The organism is Endozoicomonas atrinae, assembly GCF_001647025.1.
GTDB classification, from domain to species: Bacteria; Pseudomonadota; Gammaproteobacteria; order Pseudomonadales; family Endozoicomonadaceae; genus Endozoicomonas; species Endozoicomonas atrinae.
In genome coordinates this window covers 1-12,908 of sequence record NZ_LUKQ02000039.1, presented here as the reverse complement: position 1 = coordinate 12,908, position 12,908 = coordinate 1, and the positions used below count along the sequence as shown (strand labels likewise).

The following is a 12,908-nucleotide window of genomic DNA, read 5'->3' as shown; positions in this document are numbered from 1 at the left end:
ACAAATGACGGCACAATAAGATAAGAAATTTTTATGTGAAAATATCTAAACAGCCATGGGCAATAACAAAGCAACAGGCTGGAAGATATTAATAATGTCGCCGTTTTTCTTTAAATCTTTTTATAGAGCCAGCAAAGACTATGCTCAGCATTTTTGATATTTTCAAAACGGGCATTGGCCCATCCAGCTCACACACTGTTGGTCCAATGTGGGCAGGCCATCGTTTTTTAAATGAGCTTGAAGAAAAAGGCATCCTGTCCAGCATCTCATCCATTCGTGTTGGCCTGTACGGCTCACTAGCGCTGACTGGTGTAGGCCATGGGACTGATAAAGCCACCCTTCTTGGCCTTGCGGGTTATCGTCCGGACACTATTGACCCAGATGAAGCCGATCAGATTTTTGAAAACATCAAAACGGATAAAGCACTCGAGCTTGCCGGTAAGCACTCCATTGAGTTTGATTACGATACACACCTGATTTTCCATAACGGAGAAACGCTGCCTGAGCACCCTAATGGCATGCGAATCTTCGCTTCCGACAAAAATGGTGTTGTGGTTTATTACAAGTCTTATCTCTCCATTGGCGGTGGCTTTGTCGTCAGTGCCGATGAGTTCAATCAGCCAGAGGCAGCCAACAGCTCTGAAGATTCATGTCAGATTCCTTACCCTTTCAGAACAGCCGCAGAGCTTCTTGATCTATGCCATGAACATAACTTGACCATTGCTCAGTTAAATATTGAGAATGAAGTTGCCCGACATAATGGTGATGTGGACCTGGTAAACAACAAGATTGATTCCATTTGGGAAGTCATGCACGCCTGCATCGAACGAGGCCTGCGCATGGAAGGAACCCTTCCGGTCAGTGGTCTGAAGCGCCGTTCAGCGGATATGCATAAAAAGCTGACCAGCAACCCCGAAGCCATGCTGATGGATCACTTTGCCATCATGGACTGGGTAACCCTGTTTGCCATGGCGGTTAATGAAGAAAATGCCTGCGGGGGGCGTGTAGTCACGGCACCGACAAACGGTGCTGCCGGTGTTATCCCGGCAACCCTGGCGTACTACACCCGCTTTATCTCCCGAAACAATCAGCAGGGAGTTCGTGATTTCATTGCTACAGCAGCCGCCATTGGCTCGCTGATCAAGATGAATGCGTCTATTTCCGGTGCCGAAGCTGGCTGTCAGGCGGAAGTAGGCTCTGCATGTTCAATGGCAGCCGCAGCGTTGGCTGCCGTTCAAGGAGCAACGATGGAACAGGTGGAAAATGCCGCTGAAATCGGTATGGAACACCACCTGGGGATGACCTGCGATCCAATTGCCGGACTGGTTCAGATTCCATGTATTGAGCGTAATGGAATGGCCGCCATCAAAGCTATTACCGCTGCCCGCCTTGCCATGCGTGGCGATGGTGACCACGCGGTGTCTCTGGACAGCTGCATTGAAACCATGTACCGGACAGGGCTCGATCTTCAGGCCAAATACCGTGAAACATCATTGGGCGGCCTGGCCGTTTATGCCAAGGCTCAACCCATCAAAATAGTCAAAATGGTATCCTGAAAGTTGTCATCATTTTGATACAAAAAAGGCGAAGTCATGACTTCGCCTTTTTTATTGTTAACTCACTTTTTTCAGACTGCCATTTCCAGCAACAGCTTGTTAAGACGCTGAACATAAGAGGCTGGATCATCCAGCTGACCACCAGCCGCCAGACTGGCCTGATCAAATACAACACGGGTCAGATCGGCAAACCGGTCTTCATCAACTTCTTTATCCAGTCGACCAACCAGTGGATGCTCAGGGTTAATCTCAAAGATCGGCTTGGACTCCGGCATGCTCTGGCCTGCAGCTTCCATAATACGGCGCATCTGCATGCCCATATCATTCTGACCAACCACCAGGCAGGCTGGTGAGTCTGTCAGACGATGAGTAACCCGCACATCCTCAACATCAGATCCCAGCACATCCTTGATACGCTTGATCAGATCTTCATTCTCTTTGGCGGCCTCTTCCTGAGCCTTCTTCTCTTCTTCAGAATCCAGCTTGCCGAGATCAAGATCACCGCGGCCAATATCTACAAATGACTTGCCATCAAACTCAAACAGGTGCGACATTAACCACTCATCAACACGGTCAGAAAGCAACAGAACTTCCAGGCCTTTCTTGCGGAATACTTCCAAGTGAGGGCTGTTGGCTGCCGCTTTAGGCGTCTCTGCAGTAATGTAGTAGATTTTGTCCTGGCCTTCCTTCATCCGGGAAACGTAGCCTTCCAGAGATTGATCCTGCTCGACACTCTGACTCTCAGTAGATGAGAAGCGCAGCAGTTTGGCAATACGCTCACGGTTGGCATAATCTTCAGCAGGCCCCTCTTTCAGCACCTGACCAAACTCCTTCCAGAAACTGGCGTATTGTTCAGGCTCTTTCTTGGCCAGTTTCTCCAGCATATCCAGTACCCGTTTGGTCAGCGCAGTTTTCATGCTGTCTACGGCTGGATCTTTCTGCAAAATCTCACGGGAAACATTGAGGGACAGATCGTTCGAGTCAACCACGCCCTTGATAAAACGCAGATACATGGGCAGGAACTCATCCGCCTGATCCATGATAAAGACACGCTGAACGTAGAGTTTCAATCCTTTCTGCATATCACGGTTATACAGGTCAAACGGTGCCTTGGCCGGAATATAAAGCAGGCTATTGTATTCCAGTTTGCCTTCTACTCGGTTATGGCTCCACTTCAGCGGATCGGTATGATCATGGCTGATGTGTTTGTAAAACTCTTTATACTCATCGTCAGTGATGTCGCTGCGGGAACGGGTCCACAGGGCTTTCGCGGTATTCACCGTTTCCCACTCTGGCGCCTTGTCTTTAACGTCAGATTCTTCCTCCTCTGCGCCTGGCATCTCTTCTTTACGCATCAGAATTGGCATGGAGATATGGTCAGAGTATTTGCGGATGATATTACGCAGGCGCCAGCCATCAGCAAACTCTTCAGCTTCAGGCTTTAAGTGCAGAATGATGGTTGTACCGCGCTTGTCCTTGTCAATTGGCTCAACAGTAAACTCACCGGAGCCATCTGACACCCAGCGCACGGCCTCTTCTGCATCTGCCTTACGGGTTTCAACGGTCACCTTGTCTGCAACAATAAATGCAGAATAGAAACCAACACCAAACTGACCGATCAGCTGAGAATCTTTCTTCTGGTCACCCGTCAGTGTTTTCAGGAAATCCGCAGTGCCGGATTTGGCAATGGTACCCAGATGAGCAATCACGTCTTCACGGTTCATACCAATACCGTTATCAGCGATCGTTACGGTCTTGGCTTCCTTATCGAAGTCCACTCTGATTTCTAGATTAGGGTCACTTTCCAGCAGCGCACTGTTATGGAGTGCCTCATAACGTAGCTTATCTGCGGCATCGGAAGCGTTGGAAATCAGCTCCCGTAAAAAAATCTCACGATTGGAATAGAGAGAGTGAATCATCAGGTGCAGAAGCTGCTTCACCTCAGTCTGAAAACCCAGAGTCTCTTTTTTCGCTTCAACTGTCATTAGAACCTCAATTCCGGTCAATCATCACATTGAGTATTTTGATAATCAGGAGATATGGGCAGTGATTGAGAATTCAACCCTTCACTATACAAAGCTCAGGTTTTGTTAGGTTCTGTTGACATAAGCTTCCAAACTCAGTGGTTCGTAAAGCCGCATTTTACGCGATGAAACGGAAGATATGCGGGGTAAAAGTTCAAGAATAATCATCAGGTAGATGATAATCGGAAAGCACTTGCAGAACTTTCGAGTGAAACTCCCGGCTATATAAAATAACCACCACCAAGACTGCTGAAAACATCAGTAGTCTTGGGTCTATAAACCAGCTCAATGTTGCCAGTGCAAAATAGTAGGCCCGCAACCCAAAGTTAAAGTGCTTGGCTGCCAACGTCATGATAAAGCCGGATGCCCTGGCATAATCCAGTTGCTCTGAGCGGGCATGCTCCACTTCTTTATAAAGAGGTGCACTCCCCAAAACAACACAGCCAAAGTTATAGAGGCGAAGACTCCAGGTAAACTCAAAAAAGGAGTAAACAAAAATAATGACCATCACCAGCATTTTAAGCTCCCATAACTCCCGGGTTGTGGTACTGACAAATGGAATGGTTGAGAGCACACCAACCGCCTCCTCCGAAGCAGCGATTCCTGTAATGAGTCCAGCCAGGACAAGAATTGACGTTGAGGCAAAAAAACTGACACTGGCTCTGAGGCTGCTCAGCAGGCTGGCGTCCGATGTTCGGTTTTCCCTGGAAATTATCCTGACCATCCAGTCCCTGCGGTATCTTGCCAACACGCTGGAAAGGCAGATTGCGCTGGAAGATTTATAGCTGGCATAACAGGTGTAACCTATCCAGCAGATCAATAACGTTGCCAGAGCCAGCCAATCCTGGGAGCTACCTGCGCTTAAAATCATGGTAATATCGCCTTCCTGGTTATATAAAAGTTTTCCCGACTCTTCTGGTTAAAGAGCAGTATTGCCGGAAATGGTCGTTTTGCCTGACAGAGATTTTTACTGCCCAGTAAAAAGAGCGGTTACCATATAGAGTCTTAGTCTTTGCTTATTAAATTTCATTTTATAATCAGTGGCTGTTTTCATATGATGGCCAATTGATGCAAAATGCACCATTGTCGGTTATTTAATATAGACCAGCGCTTTATTCTAGCTGGTAATCCCAGCACCACCTCCTCGAAACACTCAGAGGATGGTGGCAAATTAAATTAACCGCCATTCATTCAATGGCGGTTGTTGGAGAGTCAATGTCGGAATTGCAGTATTTTTGGGGCTGGGTAGTTTACCTGACAGGAGCCATCGGCTGTCTGCTGAGTCTGTGGTTTATTGTTCGCAAATGGCATCCTCGGGTAAAGCGGCCTCTCATGATGGCTTTTGCTGTACTTTTTTTCCTGCCTGGTACTATTCACCCCGAACAGAGCTTTCTTGGCCCGGCCTTCCTTATCAGTCTTTATGATGGCCTTAGCCAGGGAATTGAAGCCATGTGGCGAACCGGTCAGGCTGTTGCAATTATCGCCGGTGTTGCCGCAATTACAGGCGTGTTATTACCTGTAGCTAAGGCAACAGTCACTCGTGATAAAAGACAGAAAGCCCGGACGGGAAAAACAAGCCACGCTCAACGCCAACGCAAAGAACCTGCCTGCTAGCACTGTGTTTATCAAGACGGTATATTTTCGGAACCTGCAGCCAGTGCAAGCCTGTTTGTAACCAGAAATCTTTAACTTAACAGCGATTTGTAAGCTAATGTGTGAACTTCTTGGAATGAGTGCCAACACTCCTACGGACATTGTGTTCAGCTTCAGTGGCCTGATGCAGCGCGGGGGTAAGACTGGGCCCCACAGTGATGGCTGGGGCATCGCATTCTATGAAGGAAAAGGTTTGCGAGAGTTTCGTGATCCAAACCCAAGCTGTGACTCTGAAATTGCCAACCTGGTCTGCCGTTACCCAATTAAAAGCAATATTGTGGTCGGTCATATTCGACAGGCAAATGCAGGAAGAATTGCGTTGGAAAACACACACCCATTTATCCGGGAGCTCTGGGGAAAATACTGGACCTTCGCACACAATGGCCAATTAAAAGGCATCAAGAAATTCCCCTTGAAACATTACTTTCCCGTGGGAACCACTGACAGTGAATTCGCTTTCTGCTGGATCATGGACCAGGTACGTGAACGTTTCCCGAGACCTCCAAAAAGGGTGAGCACACTGCAACGCTTCATCCAAAAGCTCTGTGATGAACTGCGTGAACTGGGCGTATTTAATATGCTACTGACAGACTCACGTTATCTCTATTGCTACTGCAGCACCCGGTTGAATTGGATAACTCGGCGGGCACCTTTTGATCAGGCCAGTCTAAAAGATGCCGACATCACGGTGGATTTTGCCAAGGAAACCACAGAAAACGACATTGTTACTGTAGTAGCAACTGATCCGTTAACCATTGATGAGACATGGCATCCTATCCAGCCTGGCAAGATGGTCGTTTTTGACAATGGAGAACTGGCTGCCTAGGGAAAGTAAACAACTCCAGGGCCAGTATTTTTAACCGTTTGGAAAATAACAGCTAGCATTCGACTGATGAAAAGCAGGGTCGACTTTCTTATTACACCTGAACACCCAGAACACTCATACTTCAGTTCTGCAAAAAATGGAATTACTTGAAAAATGTGCAAATGGATACCACCTACAATCTCGTCCATTTAAGTTGTATTCTTCTTTACCGACTATCAACTACAGATAAAACTGATCTCAGATGCATTTCATGGACTGGACAAAAAAAGGTCAAAGTAAATAATTCAAATTGACTGAAAAGCAGCCATCAACAAGCAATTTCAATTAGCGGGTCTCTCCAGTCCAGCTACTCTCAGGGTTTATAATGAGTACACCAATTAGCAGGTCTGTATCAGTAAATAATATAAACAGCTTCACTCTTGAAGAAAGCCTACCACAGGCACAAAAGTGCAGACATCAAAGAAGTTCCCAAGACTCTTTGTTCCATGGTAGGAGTACCAGAGAACACTCTAAAGCGAATGATATATCAACCTTCAGAATGGAGAATGAAATAGCAGATCATTACAATTATGCCATTCAAGCCAGATCTATTGAACCAAGAAACGAACTTGATTCCTCTCAGATCAATACCGTAGAAGGAACCTGTCAAAGTCATGTTATTCATTCTGACAACGTTACAACAGCCCAATCAAAAATGGCAACTGATAGAAGTGGTGCCTGCAAGCGTCTGCTATCTCCTGAAAACCTGGATTCCTCGCCTTCTCAACGGAGACCTGTTCGAGACGCATTTGTCATCAATATGCAAACCTTTGGATCAACAGACAGCTTGTTGCCACATGAGGGCTCAGAGCCTACCTGTTTGAGAAATAGTAGCTGGTGGAACAGAAACAAAAAATGGAATTACGCTTTTGTCGCTGGCAGTTTACTAGTAGCTTCCGCAGTTGTGATTTCCTTCACTTTAGACAAGATGAACGTAGGAGACAAAACCCTGTTTCAACGATCAGGATCAGTAATTGTCAGCTGGGCAATGTTGACAGCGTTTATAACCCTCAGGAAGAGAGGTGAAAAACTGCCAAGTCACGAGCTAATGATTGAAGCAGCCAGCGACAGATTATCCCGGAGAGAGGATATAAAATTTATGGATCTCCTCGCAGAGATGGAAAATGCCATGATCAGCACAAGGAAAGTCAAAAGAGCAGCCAGTGAGAGCGACTGGGTAATCCTGCTGGCAAGTATTATTGGCACTCTTATTTGGGGTTATGGCGATTTATTTTTCAAATAAGCCAGACCCACAACTTGCCCATACCCAATGGCTTAACACCCTGATGATACAATTTGCGACAACTTTCCCAACATTTCAGGGTATCAGTATGGTCTCTGAAGGATATAATCCTGCGCATAAATGAACCATATGCCAGACTCCCCCCAAAATCTGATGCCTCAGGAGACTCCCCGAGCTATGACTGCAACTTCTCATTTTACTCAGCCCGGGTTGATATTGGCTCAAATACTCCCGACTAAATGCAGGATAATCCTGGTTATTGCCCTTACCTTGCTGGCACCTTTCACCCATGCAGCGCCAAAAAGCCAGGCACCTACGGTAACAGCCTTTCCAGTCATGGAAACCACATTACAGCAAAAGCTAATTGCACTGGGAAACCTGAAAGCCAACCAGTCAGTTGACATTACCCCTCAAATCAATGGCCGTATTGTTGCCCTTCATCTGAAAGATGGCGCCAAAGTCAAATCAGGAAAGCTGCTGGTCGAACTGGATGACCGTGAGCAGGCGGCCATTACCGCTCAGGCACGAATTGCCTTTGAAGATGCCCAGCGCCAATTGGAATATATGGAAACCCTGATCACGAGAAAAGCCATTTCCATTGATGAACTCAAGGCTCAGCGGGCGATGGTTGAGCGCCTTGAAGCTGCGCTTCAGGCTGAACTGGCCATACTGGATCATTACACGCTGGAAGCCCCTTTTACAGGAACGTTGAGCTTTCATGAGCAGAGTATTGGTGCACTTATCAATGCAGGCACCGTGTTGACCACACTGGATGATCTCAGCACCATGAAATTAACGTTTGACCTGCCTGAAAGCAGTCTCAGTCATGTCAGAAAAGGTGCCCGTATTACTGCAACCACAGACGCGTGGCCCGGAAAGGCCTTCACCGGCACCATCGACAGCATCAACCCCCGGATTGATCCAGTCAACCTGACCTTTCAGGTCAGAGCGCTTCTGGTCAACCCGAACTTACAACTCCTTCCAGGCATGCTGATGCGCACCTCCATCGAACGCCCGGGGGAGCAACAGCTGGTCGTTCCTTCCCGCAGTATTTTGTTTGATGGAAACCGTCGCTACGTATTCGTTATTGATGAGCACAACCAGGTAGAACGTCGAACCATCACAACCGGCCAGAGCATTGATCAATACATTGTTGTGCTGTCTGGATTGGCCGAGGGAGAGATGGTGGTCAATGAAGGTGCAGTGAAAGTGACTGATGGCCGCCGGGTAAAAGTACTTGAAGAAGAGCAGCCTGTTCTCTCTTCCAACCCGGTTCAACCTGCAGCTGCGGATGGATTGCTCTAACCATGATACTGTCTGATTTATCCATCAAACGCCCGGTATTTGCTACCGTTGTCAGCCTGCTGCTGATTACCTTTGGGGTCGTGTGCTTCCAGATGTTGCCGGTACGGGAGCTGCCAGATATCACCCCCCCGACTGTGATGGTTTATACCGGGTATGACGGGGCTTCTGCAGAAGTCATTGAAAGCAAGATCACCAATGTTATTGAGGACCAGCTCGGTGGTATTGAGGGTGTTCGATTTATTGAGAGTACCAGCCGCAATGGTACATCCCGGATTAATATCGAGTTCTCTCCTGACCGGGATATGGAAACGGCTGCCAATGATGTCCGCGAAGCCATGTCACGGGTTATCTGGCGCCTGCCAGATGAAGCAGAATCGCCCATTGTCTGGAAGAATGACGGCAGTGGTGAGACCATTCTCAATGTCAGCCTGCAAAGTGACACCATGTCTCTGATTGAGCTCACTGACTATGCGGAACGGACCTTACAGGATCGGCTCTCCCTCGTTGATGGCGTCAGTTCTGTTGACGTTATGGGTTCGCGCGAATATGTCATGCGTATTGAACTGGATGCTCAGGCCATGGCCGCCAGGCAAATCACCACCAGTGACGTACGCAGTGCCCTGCGCCGTGACAACGTCGAGCTTCCTGCCGGTGAATTAACTGACAGTTTGAGGACATTGCCTGTTCGCGTTAATCGTGACTACAACACCATTAATGATTTCCGCCGTTTACTTATTCGTCAGGACGGCAGCAGCAAGGTCTACCTGGAGGATATTGCCTCCATACGCACAGAAGCAAAAGAGATTGAAACGCTGGCAAAAGCCAATGGCCGGAATGTGTTAAGCCTTGGAATTGTTCCACTGTCCCAGGCCAACCCACTGGAAGTCATTCAGAACGTGAAAGATGAGATCGAAGCGTTCACCCCTTTCCTTCCGGAAGGCACCTATATGACAACCACCCGGGACTCCTCCATCTACATTCAGTCAGCCATTGATGAAGTGTATGCCACCCTGGCCATGACCATTGCCCTGGTCATTCTTGTCCTTTATATATTCCTTGGCAATCTTCGAGCTACCCTGATTCCTGCAGTGACCGTACCGGTTTCTCTGATCAGTGCTTTTATCGTAATTCACCTTCTCGGCTACTCAATCAACCTGTTGACACTTCTGGCACTGGTTCTGGCGATTGGTCTGGTGGTTGATGATGCGATCGTGGTTCTGGAAAATATTCACCAGCATCTGGAGCGTGGGGAAGCTCCACTGGTCGCCGCCTGGAAAGGTGCCCGTGAAGTAAGCTTCGCGGTAGTCGCAACCACAGTCGTTCTGGTGATGACATTCGTACCTATTGTGTTTATGGAAGGCTCTGTTGGCAGGCTATTTTCTGAATATGCAATGACACTGATCGGTGCCGTGGTCTTCTCAAGCCTGATTGCTCTGACCCTGTCTCCAATGATGAGTTCGCAGCTGCTCAAATTGAATGTAAAACCTTCAAAAGCAAGCCAGCTGATCGAAAAAGCACATCAATGGCTGACTGATGTATACCGAAAGGCACTGCTGAAAGTCCTTAAATTCCAATGGGCGGGCCTGCTTTTACTGCTGGCTTCATTGGGTGTAACCGCACTGCTCTATCCAATGATCCCTCAAACCTTCACCCCATCAGAAGACCGGGGTGAGTTTATTGTGATCGTAAAAGGTCCTGAGGGTGCGAACTATGACAGCATGGAAGAAAGCATGCTGCAGCTTGAATCAAAACTATTGCCTCATCTCGGCGAAGGCGTGCTGAAATACCTGTTTGTCCGCTCGCCTGGCTGGGGCGGCAACAGTGGCAGTAACTCCGGTATTCTGATCGGAACCCTGGAAGACTGGGACGACCGGGATGTCAGTGCTGCCGAAGTCATGGGGCAGGTACGCCAGCTTATGGCCGGCATTCCAAATGTTCGGGCCATTCCTGTTATGCGTTCCACCATTGGTGGACGTTCCGAAGCCCCGATTCAATTCGTCCTTGGTGGTGGTTCCTTTGATCAACTGGTTGAATGGGCAGATGTCATTGCAGAAAAGGCTCGTGAAAACCCAGGGCTCAGAGATGTTGATATTGACTTTAACCAGAATCAGCCACAGTTGGAGATTACCATTGACCGCGAGCGGGCTCAGGAGCTTGGTGTTTCTGCAGAAGAAATCGGAGCAACACTGGAAACCATGCTGGGTGGAGTCACCGACACGACTTTTATGGAGCGCGGCGAGGAATATGATGTTTTCCTGCGAGCCAAAGAAGAAGCCTTTAACAGTGCTCTTGACCTGGCTTCACTCTACGTCCGGTCCCATACCACTGGCGAGTTGATCCGCCTCGACAACCTGGTATCCGTGGAGGAAGTGGGTAAAGCCGCCATGCTGAAGCACTATAACCGGAACCGGGCAATTACCATTTCTGCCAGTCTCGTAGGTAACTACTCCATTGGCGAAGCACTGGAGTTTCTCGACCAGCAGGTGGTCGAACACCTGCCCCCGGAAGCGATTGTCAACTATAAAGGGGAGTCTCTGGACTATCGGTCTAACCAGAGCGCCATTTTCTTTGTCTTCGCGATGGCGATGCTGGTTGTGTACTTGGTGCTGGCAGCCCAGTTTGAAAGCTTTGTTCATCCACTGATCGTTATGCTCACCGTACCTCTTGGTATTTCCGGGGCTCTGTTTGGTCTATACATCAGCGGTGAAACTCTGAATATCTTCAGTCAGCTGGCCATGATCATGCTGATCGGACTCTCTGCCAAGAACGGTATTCTGATTGTGGAGTTTATCAACCAGCTCAGAGACCAGGGATTGGCCTTTAATGAGGCAGTGCTTGAAGCATCAGCTTTGCGACTACGCCCCATTCTGATGACAGCGCTTACGACAGTTGTTGGTGCCATTCCCCTCCTCCTGGCAACGGGAGCAGGTTCAGAGTTCCGGTTCTCTATTGGGGTCGTCGTTTTTGCCGGCGTCACCGTATCAAGTCTGTTAACCCTGTTTGTGGTGCCCTCCATGTATGCATTAATTGCCAGGAGAACCACATCACCTGATCATATGACAAGGCAACTTGAGAAGCTATTGAGTCAGTAACTTTTCAACAACGCACCAGGCAGTTACTTAGGCTGAGACCGATGTCTGACTATGCCTAGGGGGCGTTACCAACCGGCCATTCAGTCAGTTGGTAACGCCCCCTAAGTAACTGCTTGGTATATTACCAATTAGCTCTACACATAAACTGGAACCGACTGGGGTCCCCTTGTTCCGGGCTGCCAATCACCGCACCGATATTCAGGATAAGCAGGCGGCCTTTGCCATTGCGCAATTAATTTATAGACTTCATTCCTGAACTCATCGGGGGGTAAATGGGTTTTTGATGTTAATTCAGATACAGCATAATGTAATTGATCCTCAGATATTGGCATTGTCCTCAATAATCCAAGCAGCTCTGCACGCAATCCGGGATCCTTCTGCAATAGCATCAGCAAGGCATTTTGATCCGCTACATCTAGCATGAATGGGCCAGAATCAGCCGACGTGTTATCACTTCCAAGCAGTTCGATCAATGAAGGCACAATTTTGTCCAGCGACTTCCTGGCTTTATCGGTCATATTGACCTGAGAGTCGATTAACATCTTCGCCCTGAATAACCCTGCCGTTTCTTTTGGAATCGTCACATTACATGTATAGGCTCTATTAAACAGCTCAATAATCTTAGGCTCTATATCACCCTCGACACCCTCAGGCATAAGTTCCAAGACTTCCTGCTTAAGCTCATCCCACTTCGCTTTATCCGAGTCATAATCCCCCAGTTTGTGCAGACATTGAACGACCTCATCCGCATACTGACTTCTTTTCTTTTCATCTGACTCTTCACGAAGCTTCTCCATAGCTCCAAGAATGGTATAGGTGGCTTTAACCGTATTTCTTGAGACTTTTTGCGCATTACCCAAATCAATGAAGTAAATAACCAGCCTGCCATTTTCAACAGCAACCATCACATTTCCATCATGCATATCCGCATTAAAAAAGCCCGTCTGGGCATAACAGTATGCCCAATGATCAAATGCCAGTTTTTTCAAGCTGAATCTGAAGGCTACCAGGTGATCGTCAGTGATTTTATCAGGCTCAATATTATACCAATCGCATTTTCTAAATCCTTAAGCTGCCGCCAACTATGCTTAGGCATCATTACCATGCATTATCTAGAACAGATGTCTCGTCGACCACAGCTACCCGAAGGTTTTAATGATGTTGATTTTC

General features: G+C 47.8%; 10 protein-coding genes. 7 read left to right on the top strand and 3 right to left on the bottom strand.

The features are described 5' to 3' along the window. The first annotated feature begins 140 nt into the window (after positions 1-140). On the top strand, positions 141-1,556 hold the full coding sequence (locus AK963_RS07860) for an L-serine ammonia-lyase (protein WP_066014901.1): 1,416 nt from the start codon (positions 141-143) through the stop codon (positions 1,554-1,556). A 71-nt stretch (positions 1,557-1,627) separates the two neighbouring features. Here AK963_RS07860 and htpG read toward each other — a convergent pair whose 3' ends face one another. Together htpG and AK963_RS07850 are read right to left on the bottom strand one after the other, a co-directional pair. Continuing rightward, on the bottom strand, positions 1,628-3,541 hold the full coding sequence (htpG, locus tag AK963_RS07855; protein WP_066014900.1) for a molecular chaperone HtpG: 1,914 nt from the start codon (positions 3,539-3,541) through the stop codon (positions 1,628-1,630). A 193-nt stretch (positions 3,542-3,734) separates the two neighbouring features. Further along, complete coding sequence (locus AK963_RS07850; RefSeq protein ID WP_066014899.1) at positions 3,735-4,451, bottom strand: DUF599 domain-containing protein; 717 nt, start codon at positions 4,449-4,451, stop codon at positions 3,735-3,737. A 344-nt stretch (positions 4,452-4,795) separates the two neighbouring features. Here AK963_RS07850 and AK963_RS07845 point away from each other — a divergent pair, with 344 nt between their 5' ends. The 5 genes from AK963_RS07845 (at position 4,796) to AK963_RS07820 (ending at position 11,738) form a co-directional block, all read left to right on the top strand. Beyond that, positions 4,796-5,194, top strand: a complete 399-nt coding sequence (locus tag AK963_RS07845) for a hypothetical protein (RefSeq protein WP_139117304.1) — start codon at positions 4,796-4,798, stop codon at positions 5,192-5,194. Positions 5,195-5,291: 97 nt separating this feature from the next. Then, positions 5,292-6,059, top strand: coding sequence for a class II glutamine amidotransferase (locus tag AK963_RS07840; protein WP_066014897.1), 768 nt, complete (start codon positions 5,292-5,294; stop codon positions 6,057-6,059). 364 nt (positions 6,060-6,423) lie between these two features. Further along, positions 6,424-7,341, top strand: a complete 918-nt coding sequence (locus AK963_RS07830; protein WP_139117303.1) for a hypothetical protein — start codon at positions 6,424-6,426, stop codon at positions 7,339-7,341. A gap of 177 nt (positions 7,342-7,518) precedes the next feature. Further along, positions 7,519-8,646 (top strand): efflux RND transporter periplasmic adaptor subunit, encoded by a 1,128-nt coding sequence (locus tag AK963_RS07825; RefSeq protein WP_175404469.1) that lies wholly within the window; start codon positions 7,519-7,521, stop codon positions 8,644-8,646. A gap of 2 nt (positions 8,647-8,648) precedes the next feature. After that, positions 8,649-11,738: an efflux RND transporter permease subunit gene (locus AK963_RS07820; protein ID WP_066014893.1), complete on the top strand. Its 3,090-nt coding sequence runs from the start codon at positions 8,649-8,651 to the stop codon at positions 11,736-11,738. 134 nt (positions 11,739-11,872) lie between these two features. Here the strand turns inward: AK963_RS07820 and AK963_RS07815 are convergent, their stop codons facing one another. Continuing rightward, positions 11,873-12,661 carry a hypothetical protein gene (locus AK963_RS07815; protein ID WP_066014892.1) on the bottom strand — a complete coding sequence of 263 codons (789 nt, stop codon included), beginning with the start codon at positions 12,659-12,661 and terminating at the stop codon, positions 11,873-11,875. Between AK963_RS07815 and AK963_RS07810 the strand changes: the two genes are divergently transcribed. Next, the coding region (locus AK963_RS07810; protein WP_139117301.1) for a hypothetical protein at positions 12,656-12,908 on the top strand (253 nt) is incomplete at its 3' end. The two genes, AK963_RS07815 and AK963_RS07810, sit on opposite strands and share 6 nt — an antisense overlap.